Below are 26,719 nucleotides of genomic sequence, written 5' to 3' on the forward strand. Positions count from 1 at the left end.
ATTAATTGTCCGTTTGGGCGTCCGCGCGCGATTTCCCGGCCACATCCATGGCCAGCGTGGCGGCCATGAAGCCATCGAGATCGCCATCAAGCACGCCTTGCGTGTCGGATGTTTCGTGCCCGGTGCGCAGGTCTTTCACCATCTGATAGGGCTGCAGCACATAAGAGCGAATCTGGTTGCCCCAACCGGCATCGCCCTTGGCTTCGTGCTGCGCGTTGATCGCGGCGTTCCGGCGATCAAGCTCCATTTGGTAAAGCCGCGCTTTGAGCGCGTTCATCGCCGCTTCGCGGTTTTGGTGCTGCGATTTCATCGAGCTTGTCACCACGATATTGGTGGGCAAGTGGGTGATCCGCACCGCCGAGTCGGTGGTGTTGACGTGCTGCCCGCCCGCGCCCGAGGACCGATAGGTGTCAATCCGGATGTCCGAGGCCGGAATGTCGATTTCGATGTTGTCATCGACGACCGGATAGACCCAGACCGAGGAAAACGAGGTATGCCGCCGCGCGGCGCTGTCGTAGGGCGAAATGCGCACCAAACGGTGCACGCCGCTTTCCGATTTCAGCCAGCCATAAGCGTTCGGACCGGAAATCTTGTAGGCGACGGAGCGGATGCCCGCTTCTTCACCGGGCGTTTCCGATTGCAGTTCGACCGTGTAGCCCTTTTTCTCGGCCCAACGGGTATACATCCGCGCCAAGATCGAGGCCCAGTCGCAGCTTTCGGTGCCGCCTGCGCCTGCGTTGATCTCCAAGAAAGTGTCGTTGCCATCGGCTTCGCCATCCAAAAGCGCTTCGAGCTCTTTTGCAGCGGCGAATTCTTTCAATTCGCGCAGGCTTTTTTCGGCTTCCGCGACGATCTCGGGATCTTCTTCCATTTCGCCAAGCTCAATCAGCTCGACGTTGTCGGTCAGTTCCTGGTCGATCTTGCGATAGGTGGCGAGTTTGTCGATCAGCATCTGCCGCTCGCGCATCAGCTTTTGCGCGCGCGCGGGGTCAGACCAAAGATCGCCATCTTCGATCATCGCATCGAATTCTTCGAGCCGGTGCGGCGCCGTCTCGATATCCATCCGCTGACCAAGCAGTTTCAGCGTTTTGGTAACCGCATCGACGATCGTGAGCATCTCGGCGCGCATGGAAACTCCTTCCTTGGGTTGGCGTTTCTCTACATCTAGCGGCGGGTTCGAGCAAGGGGGCGGCGCGGGGGATGAGCGCGCGCGGCACCGGGAAAACCGGCTGTTTTGCACTCGCCAAAATGTCGCACAGGGCTGTCACATGATTTTGACCTAAGTCAAAGTGGTTCCGCGCGCCAAACTTTAGAAGGGGGCATCGGGTTTCAGATCTCCCTGAAATGGCGCAAGCCTGCGAAACCCGTGGTCAGAACCCAAGACGTTCTCCCTCGTCGGGTTCCAAAAACGCGCTGCGGGCCTCCCTCCCGCAGCGCTTTATTTTTGGCCAAGACTCAAAGGATCAACACCTGCGTGCCGACCGGGCAAAGCGGATAAAGCTCTTCCACCTGCGCGTTGAAAAGTCCGATGCAGCCAGACGAGCTTTTGCGGCCAATCTTGCGGGTGTCATGGGTGCCGTGAATGATATAGGCGGGCCAACTCAGATACATGGCCCGCGTGCCCAAGGGGTTGTCGGGACCCGGCTCCATCGGATGCAGGCTTGGATCGGCCTCGATCATCGAGGCAGTGGGCGTCCAGCTGGGGTTTTCGCGCTTGCGCACAATTTCCGTATAGCCGGTTTTTGTCAGTTCCGGCGATTTGGGCACCGAGGTCGGGTAAAGTCGGTAGTCGGTGCCGCCTGCGGCCCAGTAATGCAGCGCTTTCGAGCGGGTATCGGCAATCAGCGTGACGCGGTCCAGAGTGTCGAAATGCGCGCGCCAATCAATTTCACGGAAGGAAGAGATGTTGTGGCGCTCTGCGGGGGCGATGATCGCGGGCTGTTCGGCCATCGGAATATCTTGCGTCCCCGCGCGGGCGAGGGCAGGGGCGAACAAGCTGGCAGCCCCGGTCAGTAGGGCCGTGCGGCGGGTCATAAGGGTCATCGGATGTGCTCGAATGTTGTTTGTGACATTCACCTTTGCCACGGCGCAGTGATCCGAGCAAATCACGCCCCCTCACGAGCCGGTGACACCCCGCAGGCAAACGGAGCAGACAAACGAAACAGGCCCTCCGAAGAGGGCCCGTTCGTCAGCGGGTGAAGCGCGGCTTATCTCGGCGCGATCATCATCACCATTTGCCGGCCTTCAAGTTTGGGCATGCTTTCGATCTTGCCAGCATCGCCCACATCAGCGGCCACGCGGTTCAAAAGCTCAAGGCCAAGTTGTTGGTGCGCCATCTCGCGGCCACGGAACCGCAGGGTCACCTTCACCTTGTCGCCCTCGCCCAAGAACTTCATCACCGAGCGCATTTTGACCTCGTAGTCATGCGTATCGGTGCCAGGGCGGAACTTGATTTCCTTGATCTCGATGACCTTTTGCTTCTTGCGGGCTTCGGCTTCTTTCTTTTGCTGTTCATATTTGAACTTGCCGAAGTCCATGATCTTGCACACCGGCGGCACTGCGGTGGGCGAAATCTCCACGAGGTCGAGGCCAGCCTCTTCCGCCATCATCATCGCGCGCTGCGGGGTGACCACCCCCACATTTTCACCATCCGCACCAATCAGGCGGATTTCGGGCGCGCGGATACGATCATTGATCCGGGGGCCGGTGTCGCGTTGCGGCGGGGCATTGTGCGGTCTGCGAGCTATGACTGTGTTCCTTCTGAGGTCCAAGAATGGCGGGCAAAATAGGCTCTGCCCCCAAGTGTTTCAACCGGTTTTGTTGCGAATCGCATCCGCATCAATGAGAATCGATCCGCCTACGGGCGAAAGGCGGCAATGCGACACGTTTCCTTTCGAAATTTGCGAGTCCATTAATAGCAGTATTGACGTGTTCCCATGAGATTCCCAACAGAACAGAGGGGGAAAAGATGAGCGATAAGAAAAGCTGGAAAGACCTGCCGCAGAACCAAAAGGTGATGCTGACCGTTCTCGGCGGTGGTATCGTCCTCGCGGCGGTCCTCGGCGCCTCGGCCCCGAAATATGAAGTCAAATACGTGACGGAAGCGGCGGCCCCTGTGGCGGCTCCGGCCGAAGAAGCTGCCCCGGCTGAAGAAGTCGTTGTGGTTGAAGAAGTCGTGGTTGTTGAAGAAGCCGCGACCGAAGAAGCTGCCCCCGCTGAAGAAGCTGTTGCCGAAGAGCCGGCCGCTGAAGAAGCTGCCCCGGTTGAAGAAGCCGCTGCTGAAGAGCCGGCCGCTGAAGAAGCTGCCCCGGTTGAAGAAGCCGTTGCCGAAGAGCCGGCCGCTGAAGAAGCTGCTCCGGTTGAAGAAGCCGCTGCTGAAGAACCGGCCGCCGAAGAAGCTGCCCCGGTTGAAGAAGTTGCTGCTGAAGAGCCGGCCGCTGAAGAAGCTGCCCCGGTTGAAGAAGCCGTTGCGGAAGAACCGGCCGCTGAAGAAGCTGCCCCGGTTGAAGAAGCCGTTGCTGAAGAGCCGGCCGCTGAAGAAGCTGCTCCGGTTGAAGAAGCCGTTGCTGAAGAACCGGCCGCTGAAGAAGCTGCCCCGGTTGAAGAAGTTGCTGCTGAAGAGCCGGCCGCTGAAGAAGCTGCCCCGGTTGAAGAAGTTGCTGCTGAAGAGCCGGCCGCTGAAGAAGCTGCCCCGGTTGAAGAAGCCGTTGCTGAAGAGCCGGCCGCTGAAGAAGCTGCCCCGGTTGAAGAAGCTGTTGCTGAAGAGCCGGCCGCTGAAGAAGCTGCCCCGGTTGAAGAAGTTGCTGCTGAAGAGCCGGCCGCCGAAGAAGCTGCTCCGGTTGAAGAAGCCGCTGTCGACCCGGTTGCTGAAGCCGTTGCCGCCGCCGCTGCTGCGCAAGAAGCCGCTGCGACCGCCAATGCCGCTGCTGCCGCCGCGCTCGCCGCTGCGCAAGCCGCGATTGCTGCCGCTGCCGAATAAGCGTCTCTCATGCGAACACAAAACGCCGCCCTTAGGGGCGGCGTTTCTTTTTGTGGAGTGTTGCGGTGGGGGGAGACGCGGGCTCAAGCCAAACTGGCGGTGATCGCGCGCGCCAAATGGGCCGAGGCGACGACCCCATCAATCAGCGCAGCCGATGTGCGCGTGGCAAGATCGGCGCGCAGATGCGCCATGCCCGCGCAGCCAAGCGCCACCGCTTTTGCCCCATCGGCCACGGCGGCCTCGATCTCTGCGGCCAAGCGCGCGCGCACGGGTTCGGAGCCGTCTTCCACCTCCAAAACGCCAAGCCCACTCGCCCGGACCGAGCAGCAACGGCCCTCAAGTCCAAGCCGGGTGATATTCTCTTCAAGCACCGGCACAGAGACGGGCAGGGTGGTCACCACCGAAAAGGCGCCAAAGGCCAGCGCGCCAAGCGTATAGGCGGATTGTCCGATGCCAATTACCGGGCAATGTGCCGCTGCGCGCAATTCCTCGAGCCCGGTGTCGTCAAAACAGGCGATGACGATCACATCCACGCCCGCGTCCTTCGCCTTGGGCAGAAGCGCACGCAGCCCCGGCAAGGCGGCGGCGCCATCTGCTGCGCCTTGAATGGCGGGCGGGCCATTGTCATTCGTCCAGCCCATGACCTCGGCCTCTGGCAAAGCGGCGCGGGCCACGCCCACGACCTGCTCGGTCATTGAGGCGGTGGAATTGGGGTTGATGTATAAAAGCCGCATTTTCGCTTACACACCCTTGCCCGCGTCCGAGCCATGCCGCGCGCGGCGGCGTGCCATCACCCAAGCCGTAAGCAGGAACGCCCCGATGATCAGCAGGGAAAAAGCGGTGGTGAGCGTGCCAAGCGCATAGATCACCGGCGTGGTGACATTGGTGGTGATCCCGTAAATCTCAAGCGGAAGCGTGTTGTAGCTGCCAGCGGTCAAGAGCGTGCGGGCGAATTCGTCATAGCTCAGCGTGAAGCCAAAAAGCGCGACGCCAATCAGCGAGGGCGCAATGATCGGCAGCACCACATAGCGGATCGTTTGCCAAGCGGTTGCGCCTTGGTCGCGCGCGGCTTCTTCATAGCTTTTGTCAAAGCGGTTGAAGACGGCGAACATGATCAACAGGCCAAAGGGCAGGGTCCAAGTGAGTTGGCTGCCAAAGCCAGAGGTGGCCCAATGCACCTTCAGCCCGAGTTGGTTGAAGATCAGCCCAACACCAAGCGAGATCAGGATCGAGGGGATCACCAGCGACGCAATGGTCAGATAGAAAAGCAGGCCGGACCCGGGGAATTTCTTGCGAAACGCAAGCCCCGCCATCACCGAAACCACGACCGTGGTCACCATCACCATCAGCCCCAGCGCGAAAGAGCGGCGGAAGGCGCCCCAAATGTCGCCAACGGCTTGCTGTTGGAAAAGCTCGTGGAACCAATTGAGCGAGACGCCCCGCATCGGGAAGGTCAGCCCGCCTTCGGGGCCTTGAAAGCTCAAGATGCCGATGGTCAGCGTGGGGCCGTAAAGGAATAGCACAAAGAGCGCGAAGAAGAGGCTGAGCACGTAAAAGGAGCGCGGACGCTTTTCCATATTAAAGCTCCTTCCGAATGTTGACGAAGCGCAGCAGGATACCGATCACGATCAGCACGGTGCACAGCAAAACCACGGCAGTGGCGGCGGCGGAGGGGTATTGCAACAGGCTGATATCGTTCGAGATCAGGCGACCGACATTGGCGCGTTGCGAGCCGGACATGAAGCGCACGGTGATGAAATCGCCCATCACCAGCGTCAGCACGAAGATTGTGCCGATCATGATCCCGGGCTTGGTCAGGGGCACGATCACATGGATCAGCGTTTGAAACCCCGAGGCACCATTGTCGCGCGCGGCCTCCAGAAGGTTGCGGTCAATCCGCATCATCGTGTTGAAGATCGGCACCACCATGAACAGCGTGTAGAGGTGGACAAAGGCCAAGATCACCGAGAAATCGGAATAAAGCAGCCATTCCAGCGGCTGGTCGATCACCCCCCATGACATCAGCGTCTGGTTGGCAATCCCGTTACGGCCAAGGAAGGGGATCCACGAAATCATGCGGATGATGTTCGAGGTCCAAAACGGGATCGTGCACAGCAGGAATAGCGCGATCTGCATCGTTTGGGAGCGGATATGAAAGGCGAGGTAATAGGCGACCGTAAAGCCGATCGCGAGCGTGAAGGCCCATGTCAGAAAGGCATAGCGGAAGGTCGCCATGAACACTTTATAGGTGACCGGCGAGCCAAACAGGAATTCGTAGTTTTCAAAGCTGAAAGCCGGAATGATCGAAAATTCCGTCGCCTGCCAGAAGCTGACGATAAAAATGGTGACGATCGGCGCCACAAGGAAGCCCAGCAGCACCAGCGTTAGCGGCGCGGCTTGGAGCCATCCGATCACCGTCTCGCGTGCATGTTTCATCGCGCGGCGTCCCTTCGATCTGATCAAAACAGGAGGTCATAGAGGGAACCGGCGCGGGGGCGCGCCGGTTCGGGCGGGGGCTTGCGCCCCCTTACAAGGCAGTGCTTAGGAAGCGATGAACTCGTTCCATTTGCGGACCATGTATTGGTTTTCGTCCATCACCGCGTTCCAGCAGGCGACGGCGCCCATGCGGTCGTAGAACGAGCCGCCATCGCGCGTTTCGCCAGCTTGGGCGAGCACGTCGCCGGTGGGCGAGGTGATGACATCGGTTGCGGCTTTTCCCTCGAACCAGTAGCCCCATTCGTTTTCCGACATGAAGTTCTTCGAGGTTTCCGGCACCGCCGAATAATAGCCTTGGCGCATCAGATAGCCGCCGACCCAGCCCGAGAGATACCAGTTGATGTATTCATAGGCCGCATCGAGCTCCATGCCGGTGAGCGATTTCGACAGGCCAAGCCCGCCACCCCAGCTGCGATAGCCTTCTTTGAGCGGTTGATAGACGCACGGAATGCCGCGCGATTTAACTGCGGTGATCGCGGGCGACCACATGGATTGGATCACCACCTCGCCCGAGGCCATCAGGTTGACCGACTCGTCGAAGGTTTTCCAGAATGCGCGGAACTGGCCGTTTTTCTTCGCTTCGGTGAAGATCGCCATCGTTTTGTCGATCTCTTCGCGAGTCATGTTGCCTTTGTCGCCATAGGTGATTTCACCCATCGCTTCGCAGACCATGGCCATATCCATGATGCCGATCGAGGAGATGTCGAGGATCGAGGCTTTGCCTTTGAACTCGGGGTTTAGAAGCTCGGTCCAGCTGCTGATCGGACGGCCGATCAGGTCGGGGCGGATGCCCAGCGTATCGGCGTTGTAGATCGTCGGGATCAGCGTCATCCAGCCGGTTTCTTCTTTCGCGAAGCTGGTGCCGCCGGGGCCTTCGACAAAGCCCACGCTATGGGGCGCGGTGCCTTGAGCGATGGTGCTTTCCGGGGTCAGTTTGCCGCTGCGGAAGATGCCCACGATCTTGTCGTAATTGGCAATTTTCGACGTATCCATCGCTTGCAGGTTGCCGGTCGGCCAGACCTTTTTGCAGATCCAGTATTCGATATCGGCAATGTCGAAGCTGTCGGGTTGGGTGGCGGCGCGTTGGGTCACCGCATCGCTGTCAAGCGCTGTCATTTCCAGCGTGAAGCCAAGGTCTTCTTTCACGCGGGTGGCCACATCATTGAGGTTGGACACACCGGTGCCGAACTGGCGCAGGGTGATGTTTTTGATCTCTTGCGCCCAGATCATCGGCGCGGGAAGCGCCGAGGCCACCGCCGCCGCAGCGCCAGTCTTCAAAAGCGAACGGCGGGTGAAACCGGTCTTTGCCATGTTAGGGAGTTCCTCTCGTTGAACTGTCGTAGATTATGCCTGAAGGCGGTGGAGCCGCCCTGCGTCCCAGGCAAGGTGAACCGGTTGGCCCGGCGTTATGTCATTGGAATAAAACGCCTCGTCACTCATAAGCGCGATAATCGGTTCTTGCCCTTCGGCCTGCGCGGTCACCGCCACGCGGTCGCCTTGATATTCAATCGCGCTGACCGTCGCGGGCAGGCCGTCGCTTGCCAGACGCACCGCATCCGAGCGCACAGCATGGCGTTGCCCATCGAGCGTGACGACATTGTGCCCGCCCATGAAGCGCGCCACAAATTCCGTGCGCGGGGTGTTGAACACCTCCCGCGCGGGGCCAGCCTGTTCGATGACGGAGTTGTTCATCACCACAACCTCATCGGCGAGCGCGAGCGCTTCATCTTGGCCGTGGGTGACGTGTAAGAAGGTGATGCCCAACTCGCGTTGCAGCCGTTTCAACTCGGCCCGCATCCGGATGCGCAAGAACGGGTCAAGCGCGGAAAGCGGTTCGTCAAGCAGCAGCACTTCGGGTTCGGTGACCAGCGCCCGGGCCAGCGCGACGCGCTGTTGCTGCCCGCCCGAAAGCTGCGCGGGCAGCCGTTCGGCCAGCGGGGCCATATCGACAAGCTCCAAAAGCTCCATCGCTTTGGCGTGGCGGGTCGGCTTGTCGACGCCCTTCATCCGCAGCGAGAAGGCGACATTGTCCTTGACCGATAGATGCGGAAAGAGCGCATAGTTTTGAAACATCATCGCGGTGCCGCGCCGGGCGGGGGGCAGGGCCGAAATATCGCGCCCGCTCAGCAAAATCGCGCCTTCGCTGACGCTTTCATGCCCGGCGATCATCCGCAGTGTCGAGCTTTTGCCGCAGCCGGAGGGGCCAAGCAAACAGACATAGCTGCCCGGCGCAAAGACATGGTTGATCGCATTCACGGCGATGGTGTCGCCATAACGCTTTGTCAGATTAGCCAATTCGAGATCGTGTGCTGTTCGCATCGCATCCGTGTCCTGTGGGTTGGTTCATCCTTTGCTTGGCTTTGCGCTGCGGGCGACAGTTTTTTGTCTTTGGTGGAATGCGAAACAGACAGTGCCAAAAAATTCACCATTGTTGGATAGGTTGTGCGCAAAACGTGAAACATAATTGTATACAATCTTCGATACGAACGCTGCGGCTTGCCTCTCTTGACCGCGTGCCCGCAAGTTGAAGTCAAAAGGATTCCGATATGAGTGCGCCGCAGCCCCACCCGATTCCCGAGACCATCGCCGCCGATTTGGCGTTGGCGATTCACGAGCATCGTCTTGCCCCCGGCACGAAGCTCTCGGAAGAAGAATTGGGCGAGATTTATGGCGTGTCGCGCACGATCATTCGCGCCGCTTTGCAACGGCTCGCCCATGATCGCTTGGTGGAGTTGCGCCGCAACCGCGGGGCCTTTATCGCCCAGCCCACGGTGCGCGAGGCGCGCGAAGTGTTTGAGGCGCGCGCGCTTTTGGAGCCACGCACCGCGCGTTCGGCGGCAGAGCGGATCACCGAGGCAGATCTGGCCGCGCTACAGCATCATATCGACGATGAACATGCCGCGATTGCGGCGGGGGAGGCGGGGCGCGCCTTGCATCTTTCTGGGCTTTTTCATCGAGAGATCGCCCGGATCGCCGATCAAGAAACCATCGCGGAATTCACGGACCAATTGATCGCGCGCTCGTCCTTGATCATCGCGCTTTACTGGCAGCGCCGCGGCGCGCTGTGCGAAAGCCATGCCCATCACGCGCTGATGAAAGCCTTTGCTGCACGCGACGGCGCCTTGGCCGAGGAATTGATGAAAAACCATCTGCTGGATTTGCTCAGTTCGCTCGATTTGCGCCACCGCGCCACGGCCTATGCGAGCCTGCGCGAGGCGTTGAACGGCTAAGATCGCTCGGTTCATCGCCTGCGCAGTTTTGTTCCTCAGATATCCTTCATCAGCCGAAGCGCATCATGGATCGCCGCATGGGTGTTGCGCGCGCTGACCGCGTCGCCGATGCGGTAAAGCGCGAAGGCGCCTGCGGGGTTCGGCGCGAGCCCTTGCGCCCGGCCCTCGATCAGCGCGTCGTAATCGACCGCGCCAAGGTTGGTCGAGAGCGGCTTGAGCGCGAAGTAAAGGTCATCGAGCGGCAAGGTGCCGTAGTTCAGCACCACCTGATCGACCAGCCGCTCCTCGGTGAAATCGCCGTAATCCGAGCCGATGCGCGCGCAAAGCCGGTTGCCCGCGCGGCTCACCCCCAACAGCCGCCGCGCCACGGTGAAGCGCACCCCGCGCGGCTGCAATTCGCGCATGTAGGGCACAAGGTTCATCGCCATGATATCGGGGGCAAAGGTCCGGTCGGGCGTCATCACCTCGACCGCAGCCCCCGCCTTCGCCGCCACTTCCGCCGCCATCAGCCCCGGATGATCGCCGCTTTCATCGTAAACCAGTACCTCGCGCCCCGGCTTCACATCGCCCGCGATGATATCCCAGGTCGAGGTGACGAGCGCCGCTTCCGCCTTCGTCTCGAACAGGGTCAGGTTCGGCAGGCCGCCGGTGGCAATGATGACCACATCGGGGGAAAGCGCGGTCACATCCTCGGCCTCGGCCCAAGTGTTGAAACGAAACACCACATCGCGCGCGGCGCATTGCGCCATGCGCCAGTCGATGATCGAGAGCATCTCGCGCCGACGCGGGCTTTGCGCGCAAAGCCGCAGCTGACCGCCGGGGTCGGGCTGCGCCTCGAAGACCGTCACCGCATGGCCACGCTCGGCCGCCACCCGTGCGGCCTCAAGGCCCCCCGGCCCGGCGCCGACCACCACCACCTTCTTGCGCGTCTCGGCTGGGGCAATTGCATGCGGCAGGCTCAACTCCCGCCCGGTCGCGGCATTGTGGATGCAGAGCGCCGGCCCCCCGGCATAGATCCGGTCAAGGCAATAGGTGGCACCAACGCAAGGGCGGATCTCGTCCTCGCGTCCGGCGAGGATCTTTTGCACGATATGCGGGTCGGCCATATGCGCCCGCGTCATCCCCACCATGTCCAAAAGCCCCGAGGCCACCGCATGCCGCGCCGTCGCCACATCGGGGATGCGCGCGGCGTGGAAAGTGGGCAGGCCGGTCGCGGCGCGCACCTGCCCGGCAAAATCCAGATGCGGCGCGGCGGGCATGCCTTGCACCGGGATCATGTCGGTCAGCGCCGGGTCGGAATGGATGCGCCCCCGCACCACGTTGAGAAAATCGACCTGCCCCGAGGCGGCAAGGCGTCTGGAAATCTCGATCCCCTCGGCGGCGTCGATGCCGCCCGCCTGCGCCTCATCCGCCGTGTAGCGAATGCCGACGATGAATTCCGCCCCCACCCGCGCCCGGATCGCGCCCAGCACATCCGTCAGCATCTGCATCCGGGTCTCGAGGCTTTGCCCGCCATAGCGCCCCTCGAGGTCATTGGTCAGCGGCGACCAGAATTGATCGAGCAGATGGCCGTAAACCTCAAGCTCGATCCCGTCCATGCCGCCCGCCTGCATCCGCTCGGCGGCATCGGCGAAGTCGTTGATGATGCGAGCAATATCCCAATCCTCGGCAAGCTTGGGGAAGGCCTTGTGCGAGGGTTCGCGGTGGCGCGAGGAGGAGACCGAAGGCAACCAGTCGCCCTTTGACCAAGTGGTGCGGCGGCCAAGGTGGGTGAGCTGGATCATCGCCGCGCAGCCATGTTCGTGCAGCGCATCGGTCAGCCGACGCACCCACGGCACCACCTCGTCGCGATAGGCCAGCACGTTGTTGAAGACGGGTGGGCTGTCGCGCGACACCGCCGCCGAGCCCGCCGTCATGGCGAGCGCCACCCCCGCCTTCGCGCGCTCGGCGTGATAGGCGATGTAGCGCTCTTTCGGCATGCCATCCTCGGGATAGGCGGGCTCGTGACTCGTCGTCATGATCCGGTTGCGCAGGGTCAGATGCTTGAGTTGATAGGGTTGCAAAAGCGGATCGTTGGACATCGCGGCCTCCTAGTTTGGGGCAGGATGCGAAGAAATGTTCACAACTGTCAAGTATTAGGTCATAGGTGTATATTTCTTGTGCCCGCGTTGCTCAGCATTTAAGCTAAGAGGATGGAACAAAAAGAAGATCAGCCCGGAGGATGGCGCGGTTCGCGCGAAGGATGGCTTGCCGCCGCGCGGGAGGTCTTTATCGAGACAGGCTTTGAGGCGGTAAAAATCCAACCTTTGGCGCAGCGGCTCGGGCTTTCGCGGACCTCGTTTTATTGGTTTTTTGAAAATCGCGAGGCGTTGCTGCAGGCGTTGCTTTCTGATTGGGAGGAAACCAACACCGGCGCGATTTTGGGCGCCAGCACGGCCTATGCCGAAACGCTGCAGGAAACGGCGCTGAACTTAATCGGCGTATTCTTGGAAGATGGTGCCTTTTCCCCTGGGTTTGAGCGGGCCGTGCGCGGTTGGGCGCATGGCGATGCGGCGGTGGCCACGCGGGTGCAGGCGGCGGATGCCGCGCGGCTCGCCGCTATTACCGCGCTCTTTACGCGCTTTGGCGTGCCTGCGCACGAGGCCGATGTCCGCGCGCGCAACGCCTATCTTGTGCAGATCGGTTATATCTCGATGCAGATGCGCGAAAGCTTTGAAGAACGGCTCGCAAGGATCCCCGATTACGTGAAAATTTACACCGGAGCCGCGCCAAACGCGCGCGAAATGGCAAGGTTTGAGGCCGCGCATCGCCCCCAAGCTACGCCGCGCTAAGGGGGATGCTTGACCGATTGCCCGCATCTGAAGGGCCGGATGCGAACAACTTCGTGTTTTGCCTCATGCTGCCGTTTGCCGTGCAGCTTGCGCTTCTGGCGTGCCCAAGTTGAACACTGAGACCGCATCGGACAGGGCATCCACTTCGCGGCGCAGCGAATGTGTGGCGGCGTTGGTTTCCTCGAACATGGCCGCATTGTGCTGGGTCACTTGATCAAGATCGATGACGGCCGAATTGATTTCGACCAATGTGCTCGCCTGTTCGGCAGCAGAGGTTGCAATATCCTCGACCCGTCCCGAGATATCTTTGATAGATGCCAAGATCGAAGACAGCGCCCCGCCGGTTTCTTTGACAAATTTCACCCCGGTGGCCACGTGTTGGCCGGACTTTTCGATCAAATCATTGATCTCGCCTGCCGCCTCTGAAGAACGCTGTGCGAGTGCGCGCACCTCGGTCGCAACCACCGCAAAGCCACGGCCCGTTTCGCCCGCGCGCGCGGCTTCGACACCTGCGTTCAACGCCAATAGATTGGTTTGGAAGGCGATATCCTCAATCACCGACGAAATCTTCGAAATCTCCTCCGAAGACACGCGGATCGCATCCATTGCATCTACCGCAAGGGTGGCAATTTCACTGCCCTTGGTGGCGTTATGGCGCGCGTCTTTCGACATGACATTCGCTTCACTCGCGTTTTTCGAGGCTTCTTTGACCGAGGCCACCAATTCATTCATCGCGGCAGCGGTTTCTTCCAGCGTTGCCGCCTGCCGTTCGGTGCGATGCGACAATTCATTCGAGGCAGTGCTGATTTGCGAGGTTTCAGAACGGATCGCACCCGCATTATAAATCACCGTTGAAAGCGCTTCGCGCAGGCTGGCAACCGCGGCATTGAAGTCGGTCCGGATCACCTCATAGGCGCCGTAGAAGGGGGTGGCGATCGTGCTGGTCAAATCACCTTGTGACAGGTGCTTGAGCGCCTGCCCCAAGGCGTCCACAACCACTTTTTGCTGTTCGGCATGGGCAGTGCGCTCCGCTTCCGCAAGTTCGCGCATGTGTTCCCGCTCGGCGGCTTCTTGGGCTTCGCGTTCTTGAGCTTCGCGTTCCATGGCGGCTTCCCGGGCAAGCCGGGCTTCCCGCTCCGCCTCGGCTTGCAAACGTGCTTCTTCTTGTTCACGGCGCGCGCGAGCGTTCGCCTCTTCCAATTCGGCGGTGCGTTGAAGCCCATGCTGGAAGGATTGAACCGAGGCGGCCATTTCCCCGATTTCATCGCGCTTTTCGATGAACGGGATCGGCGCCGCAATATCGCCATCTGACATGGCGCGCATGCGGGTGTTCAGGCCTTGGATCGGCTTCGTCACGCTGCGGGCAATGGCCACGCTGAGCAAGGACAAAAGCAGAATGCCCACTCCGAACACGATCAGGGCAGAGTTGCGCAATGTGGCAATCACCGCGTGCAAATCTTCGATATAAGTCCCGGTCGCGATGACCCAGCCCCATTGCGGAAAATTCCGGCTAAAGCTCATTTTCGGAATCAGCGTGTCGGGGCCGCCATTGGTGCCCGCCCGCGCGGTGCTATACATGACAATGCCGCCGCCATTGGTGCGCGCGACATCGATCATATCGCGGTAGAAATAGACACCGTTCGGGTCTTGCAGGTCCATCTGGTTCGCGCCGACCCGGCTTGGTTTGGTGCCATGAGCCACCACCACCGCATCATAGTCAAAGGCAAATAGGTAGTTTCCATTGTCATAGCGCAGCGTGCTGATGAAATCGCGGGCCTCGGCCTTTGCCGCATCAAGGCTGATTTCTCCCGCTTCTACGCGTGTGTTGAGCTGATCGAGCTTGCTGACCGCAAGGTCAACGACATCCGTGAGGTTCTTTTCCCGCATGGAATAGACGTTATCGACGGCCAGAACATACATCGTGCCGGCAATGGCCGCGCTGGCTAGGATCGAAGCTAAAACGATGAAATAGATACGAGCACCAATCTTCAATGACGACATGAACCGCATGGTAGTTCCTCAGCTTGGGTGCTTTTTGTCTATGCCTCGGGTCTTAACGGATGGTTGTCATGGCTATTCGAAAAACGCATTCAAACTATTGATATAGATAATATTTTGTCGAGCTGACCGGAAGGGCTGCTCCGCCAAACGCGACGGTGTTCGCCACGCGCACCTGTTCTTGGAAACCGTCCAGTTTTGCGCGTTGAGCGCGCATTTTCCTTTATCAAATGACCCTGGGTCAGAATTATCTGACTGAAGGTCATTCGTTCTGGGGCGCAAAAAGGCAGGGGAACGGGCGGGGTTTCACGGGCGGAACCGACGCGCAGCGTCCATCCTGCCCGCCTCCAAACGCCCCAACAAACTACAGAAGATTTTAGCGTATTGCGTGCTGGCACGGGCCTAGCGGACTCAGTCCCGCCCATTCGGCGCGGGCCGCTTTCGCGAAACAGCTCGACGCCGCTTTGTACGCGACTGTGTTCTACGCATACGCCATCACGCGATAAAGCGGAGCCTTGTCAGTATTTTGAAGGATTTCATGGTGCCGGCGGAGAGACTCGAACTCCCGACCCCCTGATTACAAATCAGACGCTCTACCAACTGAGCTACGCCGGCCTTGCCTTGAAATAACGTCGGGCGAAGGGGCGCGCAAGGGGCGTGGTGGGGTGATCAGAAGCGATTTGCCACACATCTGCCGCCCGGTTATGGTCCGCCGGAGGAGAGCAGGATCATGCAACTGGTTTTTCATCTTGGCGCGCATGCGACCGACGAGGGGCGTTTGATCCGCACGTTGGCCGCCAACCCCGAAAAAATGGCGCAAGCGCAGGCCCATGCGCCCGCGCCCGGTGCCTATCGCACGGCGCTGCGCGACGCGCTGCTCGCGCTCAAGGGCGGGCCAGCGGATGAAGAAACGCAAGAAAACTTGCGCACCGCCTGTCTTCGGGGGGCGAGCGGACCGGTTGAACGACTGGTGTTCAGCTATGAAAATTTCTTAGCGCTGCCGGACCGGACGATTGGTGGCTCTGGCTTTTACCCTTCGGCGGCGGACAAACTCGGCCCGCTTGCAAATCTGTTCCCGGAAGAAGAGACCGAGTTTCATCTGGGGCTCATCAATCCGGCCGTCTTGATTGCCGCCTTGATGGCGCGGCAGAATGGGCGCGATTATACGGAGATGATGGCCGGGCAAGACCCGCTTGACTTGCGTTGGGGGCCGGTGGTCGCGCGCATGGCCGAGGCGGCCGCACGCTGCGATGCCAAGCTTGTTTTGTGGTGCAATGAAGATTTGCCGCTGATTTTCCCAGAGGTGCTGCGCGCCATGTCCGGCATTGCCGATGATGTGGTGGTTGAGGGGGAAATGGCTCTGGTCGAAGAGATCATGGAACCCGAGGGCGTGAAGCGCCTGCGCGCTTACGTGGCGCAGCATCCGCCGCTTTCGGTTGAGCAGCGCCGCAAAGTGTTGATCGCGTTCTTGGATAAATTCGCGCGCCCCGAAGCATTGGAGGCAGAGTTGCCGCTGCCGGGCTGGACCGATGAGCTTGTCGCCGAAATCGGGGCCGCTTATGACGAAGACATCGAGGCAATTGCGCAATTGCCGGGGGTGACGCTGATCACGCCGTGAGCGCGGCCAGACTCTTTTGCCCAAATGCAACATCTTAGATGATTGCGGGGCCGTTTGGCGGTGAAAGACGTTCATTTTCGAACGGGAAAACCGCGCGGAATGCGGTCAAGTGCTGTTGAATATGCAACATTTCGTGCTGGAACGGGCAGGGGAACGCCCCAGCCCTGTTCCTTTTTAAACGCGCGGTTGCGCTCAGATCATTCCAAGCGCGGCTTTGTAAATGTCCATGATCGCCTCTTCTTCGGCGAGATCGTTCTTGTCACGCTTGCGCATGGCAATGATCTTTTTCATCACCTTGGTGTCGTAACCGCGGGCCTTGGCCTCGCTCATGACATCCTTTTGTTGCTCGGTGATGTCTTTCTTCTCGGCTTCGAGGTGTTCGTATTGCTCGATGAACTGGCGCAGTTCGTCGGCGGCCACGTTATAGACGTCGTTGGGCATGGGATCCTCGCTGGCGATGGAGCCTCTCCCTAGCGCAGCCCCCGCCGGGCTTCAAGCATTGAGGGTGGTCAAGCCACTTGGCACAGCCTGCGCTTGCCATTGCTGCGCCATCCGTGTAGCCCAAGGGAAAGCGGAGGGAGCCATGGAAATACTGATCTGGATCGGAGCAGCCGTGTCGCTGGTGGGTCTTGTCGGCATTCTCTATTGTGCCTCGCTTGTGGCCAAGGCAAAGGGCGCAGGGCTTGATGATGCGGGCTTGCGCGATCGGTTGCGCCAGATCGTGGCGCTGAACCTTGGGGCGCTGTTCGTCTCTGCGATTGGGCTGATGCTTGTGGTGATCGGGATCACCTTTAAATAAGCGCCGCTTTAGCTTTCGTCTTCAAAGAACTTTTCGCCATCGCGGATCATGCGATCGAGGCGCGGGGAGGGCAGGGGGCATCCCTCAGCCACAAGCGCCCGCAGCCGTTTGCGGAGCGCAAGGGCGCCGATCCGGTCCGCTTGGAACATTGGGCCGCCGTGTCGGCGTGGAAAGCCAAGCGCAGCCTCTGCGGCAAGGTCAATGTCGCTGGCACGGTGGGCGCGCCCGGTTTCGAGCGCGGCGGCGCCTTCGCCCGCAAGCTCGGCCAAAACACGCGCGACGATCTCTGCATCGGTCAGACCCTGTGGGGTGATCCCTTCCGCCAGTCGTAAGGCCGCTAGCCAGTTTTCCTCGCCCACACGGGGCTGGGGCGGCGCATCATCGGGGTAGTCATAGACCCCCGCGCCGCTTGCTTTGCCCAACCGCCCGGTGCCGACAAGAGCCGCGATCAGCGCGCGTCCCCGCCGCCCGGCGACGGTAAAGCGTGCCTGCACTGCATTCAGCCCAAGCGCATCCAGTCGCACACAAGGCCCTTCAGGAAAGCCCCACTCGGTCAAGGCGCGATCCACTTGCGCCGGGCTTGCGCCCGCCAAAATGGCCCGCTCGGCGGCAGCGATAAAAGCCACCTCAAGGCGCAGCGGCAGTGCCACCCCATGAATGATCTGCGTGCCATCCGTGCGCAGCACCATGGCAAGCTGGGCGAGGGACCCGTCGTGGCCCGGTTCGGGTGCCCAAATCGCGGCAAGGCCGCGCGTGCGATCCACGCCCAATTCGCCCGGGGCCGGGGTGGCCCCGGTCAGTGCCATGATCCCGGCGGAAGCGGGGCGCGCGCGCAAATCGGCAAGGTCTTCGGGCGTCGTGGGGTTGGCAATCAGCAGATCGGATTGCGTGAAATCGGCAGGGCTTGCGACGGGTTCCAGCCTTGCCCAATCGGCATCGCGCCGGGCAGCATCAATCCGGCCTGCTGTCAGGGCCTTGTGCTGGGCGTGGGCAACGGCGGTGAGCGTGGCTTCCAGCCGCTCAGGCTGACTGGCACCGATTTGCACCGTGACACCACGGCTCAGCAGGGCGCGCACCAACCGCTCCGGCGGGTTCCAAAGCGCAATCCGGCGCGGCTCGGCCACGGCAATCTCTGTGGGAAGCCCCCCCAGTTGCAGAGCGATACGGCGTGCGCGGCTAAGATGGCGCAGCGCGGCGCTGTCTTCGCGCGAAAGCAGGTCTGCCATCAAAACGGCTTCTACATCGAGCGCGGCCTCAAGCGGCAACAGCAAGGCCGCCTCGGCCAATTCGGTCAGCTGTGGCAAAAGCGATGCATGGGGGCCTTGCGCATGGCGCGCGCGGGCTTGCAGCAGCGCATCAAGCGCTGTGCCGGCATCGGCCAAGGCGGCATCGGGCGTGGTGAAGGGCGCGCCGCCCTCTGCCACGCGCAAGGCCTCGCTGAGCGCGGCGGTCTCAATCGTGCCTTCGGAGGCAACGGCATCGCATAGGCCCAAATGCATGGCGGACTGGGCATCAAGCGGCGTAGGGGCCAGCACGGCATCAAGCGCTGCCGCCCCGCCTGCGCGGCGCACCAAACGCACCAGCGCGCCTGCGGCGGGGATCAACCCTAACCCGGGCTCTGGGCAGAAAAACCGCGCATTGGCATGGGCAAGTCGCAAGCCCGCCGCAAGGCTTAGCGCCAAAGTGCCCCCCGTGATCATCCCAGAAAGCACGATCACCACGGGCACGGGGGCCGCGGCAATGCGCGTGGCAAGATCGGCAAGGCTGGGCGCCTCGGGGGCGTAATCGGCAAAAGGATCGGCCGCTTGCGGCCAGCCATTTGGACCCGCACGCAGTACAAGGGCTTTGAGGTCTGGCGTGGCCAACGCCTCGCTCAGGGCGGCATCAAAAGCGCGGCGCAGCGGAAGGTCAAAACCGGCGCTTGGATCCTCGGCAGACCCGCCCAGCGTGATCAGCGCCACGCCCTCTCGTCGCTGCACGCCCACGCGTCTTGCCATGCCCCCTCCGTTTTCATGCAACTTACGCGGGTAGGGGCGCGACCTGCAAGAGCAAGTCGTTGAAAACGTCCGAAATGCAGGGCTTTAGGGGCCGATGTTCAGTGCCGCGCGGCGTGCTCGGCACAAAATGGTGTCGCCGGGATCAAATCCAGCCGTTCCTCTGGGATCCGTTCGCCACAAATGACGCAATAGCCATAGTCATCCGACTCCATGCGCGTGAGCGCCGCCTCGATCATCCGCAACTCGTTTTGTGCGGCGGCGCCAAGGTCTTCCAGCACTTCATCGCCTTCGCGTTCGGTGGCCATTTCCTCCCAGTCCTTGGAGTCATGTTCCTCGAACTCACCCGAGATTTGGTCGATGCGGGTTTCAAGCTGGTTTTTGCGGGCCAAAAGCTCCGCGCGGCGGGTCTCGTCGGATTTGATGGCGGGTGTCATGCGCGCCTCCTATGATCGGACTATCCAACACCCGCGTCGCAAAAGAAGCCTTGATGCACGTCAATTTCGCGCGCAGAGGCGGTGGCGCTTAGCCGAGATTGCCGATTTTCAGCGGGGGCAAATCTTCTTCGTCGCTCAACCCGCCAAGACCGCCCAAGCCGCCAAGGCCCCCCAGATCGCCCTCAGGCTGGTCAAACCCACCAAGGCCGCCCAGATCCCCAAGACCACCAAGACCCGAGGCTTCATCAAGATTGCCAAAGCCGCCAAGCCCTTCGGCGCCCGGTTGCGGGTCATAAGCGGGGCTGTCGATCCGGTCGAGCGGACCGGGCATGCCGCTGTTCATCTCCATACCGGCAAAGGGGCTTTCGCCGGATTCAAAGGGCTGCGGCACGACCCGGCGCACCTTGGGGGCACCGGTTTCAAGTTCCACCACCGAGGCTTCTTCTTCGCTGATCCGCACCGCACGCATGCCGCGATGCTGGCCAAGCCGTGCAGAGGCCAACCGCCGCCGTCCGACCCCCTCAAGGGTAAGATTTTCCAGCGCATCTTCCGGGATCGGCAGGCTGACGCCGGGGCGCAATTGCATGATTTGCGACAGCGGCAGGGTCACGCGGTGCAAAACGGAATCGATCGTTGCCGTGGCGCTAAGAACCGAGTTTTCCATCCGCGCGTGCCATTCGGCCTCTTCCTGCGCGGGAGTCTTTTGGCCACCGGCTTCACCCTCCGCCGCGCCGGGCATACGGCGCAAGTTTTGGCCGCGGCCATTGACCGGCACGGCCCAAAGCAATTTGCCTGTGCGTTCGGCTCCCGCGCCAAAGCCCAGTTCCAATTGCCACATCCGATAGCCCATATCTTCGAGCAAAAGCCCGAGCGGACGCGGATCATCGAGATAAGAGGCATAGCGGAAGCCCCCGGCCCAGACCACGGCCTCGGTTTCAACAAGGCTTTCTTCAATGAGTGAGAGCACCGCGTCGAGATATTCGACCACCATCGAGGCATCAATGCGGGTGGGTTTGCGTGCAGGCGGTGCCGTTTTCGCAAGGTTGCCCATCGTCTGCACTTCGATCAGCACCGAGAGCGTTTCGGGCGGCAGCGCGATAATGCCAAGCCCTTCATCCGGGCCTTCGATGATCGCAATCAGCGACAAAGGTTCCAGCGCCTCGGGCAGATCGGCCAAGGTGCGGCGGCTTTCTTTGATGCTAAGGGTTTGAACAGGAAGGGCAAACATATCCTGCGCAACTTTGGAAACGGCTTGCGTGATCGCCCGTTCCGCCGTCAGCGGAGAGCCGTCAGAGGCGGGGCGTCCCGCTTCTGCCTTGCGTCGCATCGCCGTGTGAACCTGTTCGTCCGTCATTCCTTCGTGCCGCCCATTTCCCATGCCTTGGATCAATCATTCGCAGATCAAGGTTTACAAATGGTTGACGAGATCAGGAATTCTTCACTCTTTTCCAAGCCTTCCGGTATGCGCCTTAGACGGGTTCGGCCTCACCCTCACGCCGCCGAAGCGGCAATGTCATACGAAAAGCGGCCCCACCTTGGCCCGGCAGATAGTCGATCGAGCCGCCCAGATTGGCCATGATCTCGCGGCAAATCGCCAGCCCCAACCCCGCGCCACCCGCCTTTTGCGTATCGGTCAGGCGGGCGAATTTCTCAAAAATCAGCTGCTGCTGCGCTTTCGGGATGCCGCCGCCATTGTCGATGAAGTCAATCTGCACCCGATTTTTGCTGCGTTTCACCTCGATCCGCAGCACGGCACGCTCGGCATCGCAGTATTTCCGCGCGTTGGAAATCAGGTTGATGAAGACCTGCACCAGCCTATCGGTATCGGTGAAAACCGGCATATGTTCGGTGGGAAAATCGCGTTCATAGCGGAAATCGCGCTCGGGCCGGGTGGAGGAGGCCGATTGCACCGCGCGGTTGATCAGATCATGCAGATTGGCGACCGAGATATTGAGGTTGACCTTGCGGTTTTCGAGCACGGCAAGGTCGATCAGATCATCCAAAAGCCGGGTCAGGCGGCGCGCCTCTTCATGGATGATCTCGGCATATTGCGCGCGCATCGCCTCGGGCAGATCGGGCTCCATCAAAATCTCGGAAAACGCCCGGATCGAGGTCATGGGGGTACGCAATTCATGGCTGATTTGGCCAAGAAAGGCGTCTTTTTGCACCGAAAGCGAGGTAAGCTTTTCATTCGCTTCGCGAAGCGCGCGGGCGGTGCGAGCCAGTTCTTTGGATTGTGCCTCTAGCTGGGCGGAATATTCTTTGATTTCTTGTGCTTCATTGGCAACCGCGATCAGGTCTTGCACGCTGACCGCCGCTCCGCCAATCAGTTGCGAAATCATCGCATGCGCCGTGGCCGCGCCGACAGAGCCCGCCAATTGTCGTTCCAAAGCGGCCAGAAAATCGGGTGTCGGGTCGGGTAGAAAGCCGCGCTTTCCTTGCGCTGCGGCCTGTGCCTGAAAGAAAAGCTGCGCCTCTTGTGCGCCAAGAATGCGCTGCGCCATCGAGAGCAGATCCTCGGCTTCGGCCTGCCCGCGCGACCAACCCTTGGCCCCCTCGCGCCCCTCAAACACATTGACGAAGGCGACGCCTTGCAGCCGTTCCACCGGGCCGGGGAAGGAGATCATGGAAAGCGTCAAAAAGGCGAGCGTGTTGAGCAAAAGGCTCCACAGCATCGCGTGCAAAAACGGATCGAGCCCGTCGATGCCGAACAACGCCTGGGGCCGCAGCCAAGTAAGGCCAAAGGGGCCATCTTTCATCAGGCTGGCAGAGATCAGCCCGCCTTCGCCTACCGAGGGCAGAAAAAGCGCGTAAAGCCAAATGGCAAAGCCAATCACCATACCCGCCGCTGCGCCGGTATGGGTGGCGCCGCGCCAGAAGATGCCGCCAATGAGCGCGGGCAGCACTTGGGCCGCGCCCACAAAGGCAATCAGGCCAATCGCCGCCAAAGCCTCTGAGCCGCCCGAAAGTTGGTAGTAGCCATAGCCCATCGCCAGAACCGCGCCGATGGAAAGCCGCCGACTGGTCAGCACCAAGCCCCGCACATCACCGCGCTCCGCCGGCCCGCGCGCAAGTGCCAGCCAAAGCGGCGTGACGATGTGGTTCGATACCATGGTAGACAGCGCAATTGCTGCCACAATCACCATCGAGGTGGCCGAGGAAAAGCCGCCCAAAAACGCCAAAAGTGCAAGCCCGCCTTGCCCTTGCGAAAGTGGCAGCGACAGAACGAACAAATCCGGGTTCGCGCCGGGGGCCGCCGTTTCAAGCCCCACAACAGCGATGGGCACCACGAAAAGGCTCATCAACAGCAGATAGCCCGGAAAAGCCCAGCTTGCGGTGACAAGGTGGCGCTCGTCGGTGTTTTCGACGACGAGCACCTGAAACATGCGCGGCAAGGTGAGCACGGCAGCGGCAGAGACAAAGGTCAGCCCGGCAAAGCGCCCCGGCTGCAATTGCCAATCTGCCAAGGCGGAAGCGTCGATCCTGTCCAAGATATCGCCCACGCCATCGGCCAGCCCCCAGACAACCCAGATCCCGACCGCCAAAAGTGCCACCAGCTTCATCACCGCTTCAAGCGCAATGGCGGTGACAACGCCGTGGTGGCGCTCGTTTGCATCTAAATTGCGGGTGCCGAACAGGATGGTGAAAAGCGCAAGCCCCCCCGCGATCCAAAGCGCGGTGGCGGATTGGTTGGGCAGCGCCCAGAACTCTGGTGTATCGGCGGCAAAAACGCCAAAACTCAGCGTCACCGATTGAAGTTGCAGCGCAATATAGGGCGTGGCAGCGGCAACCGACATCAGCGTCACGATCACGCCTAGAAGGTTTGACTTTCCGTAACGGCTTGAAATTAAATCCGCAATTGAGGTGACACGCTGCGCGCGGCCAATCCGCACCAGTTTGCGCAGCACCCACCACCAGCCGGTAAAAACGAGTGTGGGCCCAAGGTAGATCGTCAGGAACTCCAGCCCGGAACGCGCCGCAGAGCCCACCGCGCCGTAAAAGGTCCACGCTGTGCAATAGATCGAGAGCGAGAGCGTGTAGACCCAAGGGCTGTAGAGAAAATGCAGCCGCCCACGGGCCGCGCGCCGTTCCGCCACAAAGGCGACAAGAAACAGGAACAGCACATAAACCAAGGAAACCGCGACAAGAATATTGAAGGGCATTGGTTAGAGATCCCCGTCTTTGGGGGGCGCCGTGGTAGGCAAGCTGGGGAGGCTGCCTTCGGCCTCTTCTTCGGCATCCAAAGCGGGCGCAAGGCCCCGCGCCAGCGCCGCTGCCAGCGCCACCAACAGCGCCCAGACGGTGAAAAGATAAATCAGCCCGCGCGCCGTGTCGGGATGCGCGCCCGCATCGGGGCGCCAAAGCGCGGGTAGGGTGAAGAGAACAACCCCAAAGAGCGGCAGCAGACGCGCGGCATCCATCATCCGCCGCCGACGATAAGAGCGGCGCGCCAAAAACAGGGGCGTCGATTTGCGCGGCATTCGCGCTTACGCCCCTTGCGCGGGCAAAGGCACGGCAATCTCTTCAAGGGCGCTGAGCAGATCGGCATTGGCGAAGGGCTTGGCCAGAAAGGCGGTGGCCCCCGCAGCAGCGGCGGCCTCTCGGTCGCGGCCCTGACCGCGCGCACTCAGCATCAAAACCGGGGTTGTGGCCAGACCGGCATCGGCGCGCAATTCGGCCAGAATATCGAGCCCCGAGCGGCCCGGCAGCATCAGATCAAGGATCACGGCGCTTGGTCGCCATTCGGCAATTTGCACCATCGCCCGCGCGCCAGAGGGCTCAACCGTTACGGCCCAGCCCGCGCGCGATAGAATAAACCGGATCGCCTCGGCGATGTTCGGCTCATCCTCCACCACAAGCACGCGCTTTTCTGTCATCGTTACGCCTCCCCCGGGATCAATCTATCCACGCTTGGCCCGGTGCTGTCAAACGCTGCAACGGTTCAGCGCAGCGCCACGAGCGAGGGTTCTCTGCGGCCGGGGCAGGCGGCACGCGGGCACACCCGGCAAGATGTCCCCACAGGTCGTGCCGTTTCGGTGGCGCCAAGCGGCGCGGGCAGGATCAGCATCATCGCTTCCATCAAGACAGGGCCTTCAAAGCCAGCCCCATCAAAGGCAGCGCCGTCAAAGCCTTGGCTTTCGGCTGTGCCGGTCACGCGCGGGGCGGCAAAGGCATAGGTCATGAACCGCTGCGGCAGCCGCCCGGCCATATCCACGGGCATCCGCAACGGTTGCATCGGGCGCGAAAGTGCCTCGTATAGCGGCCAAAGCGCGCAAGCCGCCGTGGCGCGGGGCAGGGTGAAGCCGGGCAGGGGGCGGCGCAGGGTCAGCGCGCCCGAGCCATCACAAACGACCAGCCCGATCGGCGGCACCCCGGGCACCCCCTCGGGAAGCGTGGCGAGGCGGCGAAACACCCGCGCCATCGGCGCCCCAAAGCGCGCGGCCAATTGCCCCGGCGCGGGCCCGGTTTCCCCGAGCGCCGCCAAAAAGGGTTTGAGCGGCAGCGCGCGCGTATCGGCCAAAGCCTGTACCAGATGTGCCCGCGCCAATTCCTTAGCCGCAGAAGCCGCAAGCTCTGGCGTGGCCGCGATAATCTCCTCCGGGTCGGGCGGATCGGGGCGCTCAAATTCCGCAATATGCCAGTTGCGGGTGGTAAGCCACGCCTCCAGCTGTTCTTGCGGTGACGCGGGGCCGGTTTCCTCGGCCTCCATCTCATCAAGATATTCGACCAAACCTTCGGCGGCGCCAGAAAGCCGCAGGCTTTCTTGTGCAATCGTTTCCAAGAACCTCGCGTGCCATTCTGGCTCAATATCGGGTGTTTCCACCAAAATCGCCGCGCTTGAGCGCAGCGAGGTCACGGCGGAAAGCACCTCATGCAGGCCATCAAGCAAAAACGGGTCTTGCGCCATGCGTTCGGAATAGGTCTCGACCACGCGCTCAAGCGCCGCCACCCGCTCTTGCCGCGCGGCGAGCACCCGCGCCCAAGCCGGAAAGCGGCCCACAAACTCCTCGATCCGTTCCAATTCACCGGGGTCGAGCGGGTCGCTTGATGCGCCTGCAACGGGCATTGCGCTGCCGGCTGCAGCCTCTCTGAGCGCTTCGAAAAGCGCAGATTCCGCGCCCTCGGACAGTGCCACAGAGGCGACGCCCAATGCCGAGGCAAAGGTCTCCAGCAGCGTGTCAGAGACGCGGCGGCGGTTGTGTTCGATCAAGTTGAGATAGGCTGCCGAAATCCCCACCGCGCGGGCCAATTCGGCCTGCCGCAGCTTGAGCGCCAAGCGACGCTCGCGGATCCTTGTGCCGGTTAGCGCAGAACGAGCCATCTCTCCTCCTGCAAGGAATTTACGGCCAAAGCCCCGCGAACAAAAGCACTTTACAAAGACGGTGAAAATAGAAACGGCCCGCGGCCAGGGGGGGCACCCCGGCGCGCGGGCCTACCCCTGCGCCGTGACAGTCAACAGGGGTATTTCGGTTGCGCTTGCGGCGCAAATTTGAGGCCCGCCCGGATCGCGGGGCGGACACTGGCGGGAACCTGGTGCGCGGTTGCGCGCTGGCCGGGATGAAAGGCCGAGGTGAATGGAGCACGCGTGAAAGGCGTAGCGGATATAGCAACACCCGCCAAAGCGGGTGTGGTGAACAGTCTAGTTCGGAAAACTGCCATCCGATGTGACCGCCGTCAAGGCGCGATTGCCCTAGTCGAAAGACCGAAAATGCGCCCCGTAGTTCAGGGCTTTGAGGGAGCATTGATCCATGGCGTATTGAAACCAGACATCGCTTTTCTCGCGCGCGGCCTGTTTGTCGATGGCGAGTTTGGCACGGCCTTTGGCGATGGCTTTGCCCATGTCTTCATCCAGATCACGCAGCCGTTTGACCCAGAATTGCGCGGCTTCATCAAAGTAGCTGCCAATCGGTGCGCCCGAGGGCACGATCATCTGTGCCACGCTCAGGCAATAGCCCGCCTCGGCCCCAAGGGTGGGCGTGTTAAAGAGGTAGCTCGCCGGGGCGGCGAATTGGCTTTTCCAAACGCTCCAGAAAAGTGCCGCCACAACGATCAGCAAAACCGCGCCACCGCCCCAGATGACGCGCGGTGACAGCTCTTCATCGGGGTTGATCCGACGTTTGAAAGTGGGGCGTTTGACGCGGGCCATAAAAGTCCTCCGCGGCCAGAATGGCCGCGAAGGATCAAGCTTTGGTTAAGGCGCCACCTTAGTCGAGGGTTTCGAGGACGTCTTTGAGGGTGCCAATGAGGGTATCGATATGGGTTTTTTCGATGATCAGCGGCGGCGACATGGCGATGATGTCGCCGGTGGTGCGGATCAAGATGCCTTTCTCATAGGC

25 protein-coding genes and 1 tRNA gene are annotated in these 26,719 nt (G+C 61.3%); 5 read left to right on the top strand and 21 right to left on the bottom strand.

The features are described from left to right. Position 1: 1 nt before the first annotated feature. From prfB to infC, 3 genes are all read right to left on the bottom strand, one after another. Entirely contained in the window at positions 2-1,129 is a 1,128-nt protein-coding gene (prfB, locus tag BW967_RS12865) for a peptide chain release factor 2 (protein ID WP_076485481.1), read from the bottom strand. A 326-nt stretch (positions 1,130-1,455) separates the two neighbouring features. Next, entirely contained in the window at positions 1,456-2,043 is a 588-nt protein-coding gene (locus BW967_RS12870) for a L,D-transpeptidase (protein WP_076485482.1), read from the bottom strand. Between the two features lie 164 nt (positions 2,044-2,207). Then, positions 2,208-2,771 carry a translation initiation factor IF-3 gene (gene infC, locus BW967_RS12875; protein ID WP_245826545.1) on the bottom strand — a complete coding sequence of 188 codons (564 nt, stop codon included), beginning with the start codon at positions 2,769-2,771 and terminating at the stop codon, positions 2,208-2,210. A gap of 197 nt (positions 2,772-2,968) precedes the next feature. On the opposite strand from infC, the gene BW967_RS18740 reads away from it, so the two are divergent. Next, positions 2,969-3,979, top strand: a complete 1,011-nt coding sequence (locus BW967_RS18740) for a hypothetical protein (protein ID WP_076485483.1) — start codon at positions 2,969-2,971, stop codon at positions 3,977-3,979. Positions 3,980-4,062: 83 nt separating this feature from the next. Here the strand turns inward: BW967_RS18740 and BW967_RS12885 are convergent, their stop codons facing one another. The 5 genes from BW967_RS12885 to BW967_RS12905 form a co-directional block, all read right to left on the bottom strand. Beyond that, positions 4,063-4,713: an aspartate/glutamate racemase family protein gene (locus BW967_RS12885; protein WP_076485484.1), complete on the bottom strand. Its 651-nt coding sequence runs from the start codon at positions 4,711-4,713 to the stop codon at positions 4,063-4,065. A gap of 6 nt (positions 4,714-4,719) precedes the next feature. After that, entirely contained in the window at positions 4,720-5,556 is an 837-nt protein-coding gene (locus tag BW967_RS12890; RefSeq protein ID WP_076485485.1) for an ABC transporter permease, read from the bottom strand. 1 nt (position 5,557) lies between these two features. After that, positions 5,558-6,415, bottom strand: coding sequence for an ABC transporter permease (locus tag BW967_RS12895; RefSeq protein WP_076485486.1), 858 nt, complete (start codon positions 6,413-6,415; stop codon positions 5,558-5,560). Between the two features lie 105 nt (positions 6,416-6,520). Continuing rightward, entirely contained in the window at positions 6,521-7,786 is a 1,266-nt protein-coding gene (locus BW967_RS12900) for an ABC transporter substrate-binding protein (RefSeq protein ID WP_076485487.1), read from the bottom strand. Between the two features lie 33 nt (positions 7,787-7,819). After that, complete coding sequence (locus BW967_RS12905) at positions 7,820-8,794, bottom strand: ABC transporter ATP-binding protein (protein WP_076485488.1); 975 nt, start codon at positions 8,792-8,794, stop codon at positions 7,820-7,822. 227 nt (positions 8,795-9,021) lie between these two features. On the opposite strand from BW967_RS12905, the gene BW967_RS12910 reads away from it, so the two are divergent. Continuing rightward, positions 9,022-9,705, top strand: coding sequence for a GntR family transcriptional regulator (locus BW967_RS12910; RefSeq protein ID WP_076485489.1), 684 nt, complete (start codon positions 9,022-9,024; stop codon positions 9,703-9,705). A gap of 35 nt (positions 9,706-9,740) precedes the next feature. On the opposite strand, the gene BW967_RS12915 is transcribed toward BW967_RS12910, so the two are convergent. Further along, the gene (locus BW967_RS12915) at positions 9,741-11,786 is read right to left on the bottom strand and encodes an oxidoreductase (protein ID WP_076485490.1); all 2,046 of its coding nucleotides are present in this window, start codon (positions 11,784-11,786) and stop codon (positions 9,741-9,743) included. A 111-nt stretch (positions 11,787-11,897) separates the two neighbouring features. Here BW967_RS12915 and BW967_RS12920 point away from each other — a divergent pair, with 111 nt between their 5' ends. Continuing rightward, positions 11,898-12,536: a TetR/AcrR family transcriptional regulator gene (locus tag BW967_RS12920; RefSeq protein WP_076485491.1), complete on the top strand. Its 639-nt coding sequence runs from the start codon at positions 11,898-11,900 to the stop codon at positions 12,534-12,536. 63 nt (positions 12,537-12,599) lie between these two features. Here the strand turns inward: BW967_RS12920 and BW967_RS12925 are convergent, their stop codons facing one another. Both BW967_RS12925 and BW967_RS12930 read right to left on the bottom strand, forming a co-directional pair. After that, entirely contained in the window at positions 12,600-14,537 is a 1,938-nt protein-coding gene (locus tag BW967_RS12925) for a methyl-accepting chemotaxis protein (RefSeq protein WP_076485525.1), read from the bottom strand. Between the two features lie 536 nt (positions 14,538-15,073). Further along, positions 15,074-15,149 (bottom strand) — tRNA-Thr (locus BW967_RS12930). 115 nt (positions 15,150-15,264) lie between these two features. On the opposite strand from BW967_RS12930, the gene BW967_RS12935 reads away from it, so the two are divergent. Next, positions 15,265-16,152, top strand: coding sequence for a hypothetical protein (locus tag BW967_RS12935; protein WP_076485492.1), 888 nt, complete (start codon positions 15,265-15,267; stop codon positions 16,150-16,152). Between the two features lie 192 nt (positions 16,153-16,344). Here BW967_RS12935 and BW967_RS12940 read toward each other — a convergent pair whose 3' ends face one another. Then, positions 16,345-16,593: a DUF2312 domain-containing protein gene (locus BW967_RS12940; RefSeq protein WP_076485493.1), complete on the bottom strand. Its 249-nt coding sequence runs from the start codon at positions 16,591-16,593 to the stop codon at positions 16,345-16,347. A 142-nt stretch (positions 16,594-16,735) separates the two neighbouring features. On the opposite strand from BW967_RS12940, the gene BW967_RS12945 reads away from it, so the two are divergent. Continuing rightward, positions 16,736-16,951 carry a hypothetical protein gene (locus BW967_RS12945; RefSeq protein ID WP_076485494.1) on the top strand — a complete coding sequence of 72 codons (216 nt, stop codon included), beginning with the start codon at positions 16,736-16,738 and terminating at the stop codon, positions 16,949-16,951. Between the two features lie 8 nt (positions 16,952-16,959). Here the strand turns inward: BW967_RS12945 and BW967_RS12950 are convergent, their stop codons facing one another. From BW967_RS12950 to BW967_RS18960, 9 genes are all read right to left on the bottom strand, one after another. Beyond that, the gene (locus tag BW967_RS12950) at positions 16,960-18,948 is read right to left on the bottom strand and encodes an enoyl-CoA hydratase-related protein (protein ID WP_083952228.1); all 1,989 of its coding nucleotides are present in this window, start codon (positions 18,946-18,948) and stop codon (positions 16,960-16,962) included. A 98-nt stretch (positions 18,949-19,046) separates the two neighbouring features. Then, on the bottom strand, positions 19,047-19,382 hold the full coding sequence (locus tag BW967_RS12955; RefSeq protein ID WP_076485496.1) for a TraR/DksA family transcriptional regulator: 336 nt from the start codon (positions 19,380-19,382) through the stop codon (positions 19,047-19,049). An 88-nt stretch (positions 19,383-19,470) separates the two neighbouring features. Beyond that, positions 19,471-20,736 carry a FliM/FliN family flagellar motor switch protein gene (locus tag BW967_RS12960; RefSeq protein ID WP_076485497.1) on the bottom strand — a complete coding sequence of 422 codons (1,266 nt, stop codon included), beginning with the start codon at positions 20,734-20,736 and terminating at the stop codon, positions 19,471-19,473. 115 nt (positions 20,737-20,851) lie between these two features. Further along, positions 20,852-23,545, bottom strand: coding sequence for an ATP-binding protein (locus BW967_RS12965; protein ID WP_076485498.1), 2,694 nt, complete (start codon positions 23,543-23,545; stop codon positions 20,852-20,854). Between the two features lie 3 nt (positions 23,546-23,548). Beyond that, positions 23,549-23,863 (bottom strand): hypothetical protein, encoded by a 315-nt coding sequence (locus BW967_RS12970; RefSeq protein ID WP_076485499.1) that lies wholly within the window; start codon positions 23,861-23,863, stop codon positions 23,549-23,551. A gap of 6 nt (positions 23,864-23,869) precedes the next feature. Further along, a complete protein-coding gene (locus tag BW967_RS12975; protein WP_076485500.1) occupies positions 23,870-24,259 on the bottom strand; it encodes a response regulator in 390 nt (129 codons plus the stop codon). A 65-nt stretch (positions 24,260-24,324) separates the two neighbouring features. Beyond that, a complete protein-coding gene (locus BW967_RS12980) occupies positions 24,325-25,704 on the bottom strand; it encodes a helix-turn-helix domain-containing protein (RefSeq protein ID WP_076485501.1) in 1,380 nt (459 codons plus the stop codon). A gap of 369 nt (positions 25,705-26,073) precedes the next feature. After that, on the bottom strand, positions 26,074-26,529 hold the full coding sequence (locus tag BW967_RS12985) for a hypothetical protein (RefSeq protein WP_076485502.1): 456 nt from the start codon (positions 26,527-26,529) through the stop codon (positions 26,074-26,076). A 58-nt stretch (positions 26,530-26,587) separates the two neighbouring features. Continuing rightward, positions 26,588-26,719, bottom strand: a 132-nt coding sequence (locus BW967_RS18960; RefSeq protein WP_139327805.1) for an aminotransferase class III-fold pyridoxal phosphate-dependent enzyme, incomplete at its 5' end; no start/stop codon positions are given.

This window comes from Rhodobacter aestuarii (assembly GCF_900156655.1).
Classification (GTDB): Bacteria; Pseudomonadota; Alphaproteobacteria; order Rhodobacterales; family Rhodobacteraceae; genus Rhodobacter; species Rhodobacter aestuarii.

Coding starts and splice junctions, on each gene's coding strand:
- prfB (WP_076485481.1), bottom strand. CDS start 1,129: ATGCGCGCCGAGATGCTCACGATCGTCGATGCGGTTACCAAAACGCTG.
- BW967_RS12870 (WP_076485482.1), bottom strand. CDS start 2,043: ATGACCCTTATGACCCGCCGCACGGCCCTACTGACCGGGGCTGCCAGC.
- BW967_RS18740 (WP_076485483.1), top strand. CDS start 2,969: ATGAGCGATAAGAAAAGCTGGAAAGACCTGCCGCAGAACCAAAAGGTG.
- BW967_RS12885 (WP_076485484.1), bottom strand. CDS start 4,713: ATGCGGCTTTTATACATCAACCCCAATTCCACCGCCTCAATGACCGAG.
- BW967_RS12890 (WP_076485485.1), bottom strand. CDS start 5,556: ATGGAAAAGCGTCCGCGCTCCTTTTACGTGCTCAGCCTCTTCTTCGCG.
- BW967_RS12895 (WP_076485486.1), bottom strand. CDS start 6,415: ATGAAACATGCACGCGAGACGGTGATCGGATGGCTCCAAGCCGCGCCG.
- BW967_RS12900 (WP_076485487.1), bottom strand. CDS start 7,786: ATGGCAAAGACCGGTTTCACCCGCCGTTCGCTTTTGAAGACTGGCGCT.
- BW967_RS12905 (WP_076485488.1), bottom strand. CDS start 8,794: ATGCGAACAGCACACGATCTCGAATTGGCTAATCTGACAAAGCGTTAT.
- BW967_RS12910 (WP_076485489.1), top strand. CDS start 9,022: ATGAGTGCGCCGCAGCCCCACCCGATTCCCGAGACCATCGCCGCCGAT.
- BW967_RS12915 (WP_076485490.1), bottom strand. CDS start 11,786: ATGTCCAACGATCCGCTTTTGCAACCCTATCAACTCAAGCATCTGACC.
- BW967_RS12920 (WP_076485491.1), top strand. CDS start 11,898: ATGGAACAAAAAGAAGATCAGCCCGGAGGATGGCGCGGTTCGCGCGAA.
- BW967_RS12925 (WP_076485525.1), bottom strand. CDS start 14,537: ATGTCGTCATTGAAGATTGGTGCTCGTATCTATTTCATCGTTTTAGCT.
- BW967_RS12935 (WP_076485492.1), top strand. CDS start 15,265: ATGCAACTGGTTTTTCATCTTGGCGCGCATGCGACCGACGAGGGGCGT.
- BW967_RS12940 (WP_076485493.1), bottom strand. CDS start 16,593: ATGCCCAACGACGTCTATAACGTGGCCGCCGACGAACTGCGCCAGTTC.
- BW967_RS12945 (WP_076485494.1), top strand. CDS start 16,736: ATGGAAATACTGATCTGGATCGGAGCAGCCGTGTCGCTGGTGGGTCTT.
- BW967_RS12950 (WP_083952228.1), bottom strand. CDS start 18,948: ATGGCAAGACGCGTGGGCGTGCAGCGACGAGAGGGCGTGGCGCTGATC.
- BW967_RS12955 (WP_076485496.1), bottom strand. CDS start 19,382: ATGACACCCGCCATCAAATCCGACGAGACCCGCCGCGCGGAGCTTTTG.
- BW967_RS12960 (WP_076485497.1), bottom strand. CDS start 20,736: ATGACGGACGAACAGGTTCACACGGCGATGCGACGCAAGGCAGAAGCG.
- BW967_RS12965 (WP_076485498.1), bottom strand. CDS start 23,545: ATGCCCTTCAATATTCTTGTCGCGGTTTCCTTGGTTTATGTGCTGTTC.
- BW967_RS12970 (WP_076485499.1), bottom strand. CDS start 23,863: ATGCCGCGCAAATCGACGCCCCTGTTTTTGGCGCGCCGCTCTTATCGT.
- BW967_RS12975 (WP_076485500.1), bottom strand. CDS start 24,259: ATGACAGAAAAGCGCGTGCTTGTGGTGGAGGATGAGCCGAACATCGCC.
- BW967_RS12980 (WP_076485501.1), bottom strand. CDS start 25,704: ATGGCTCGTTCTGCGCTAACCGGCACAAGGATCCGCGAGCGTCGCTTG.
- BW967_RS12985 (WP_076485502.1), bottom strand. CDS start 26,529: ATGGCCCGCGTCAAACGCCCCACTTTCAAACGTCGGATCAACCCCGAT.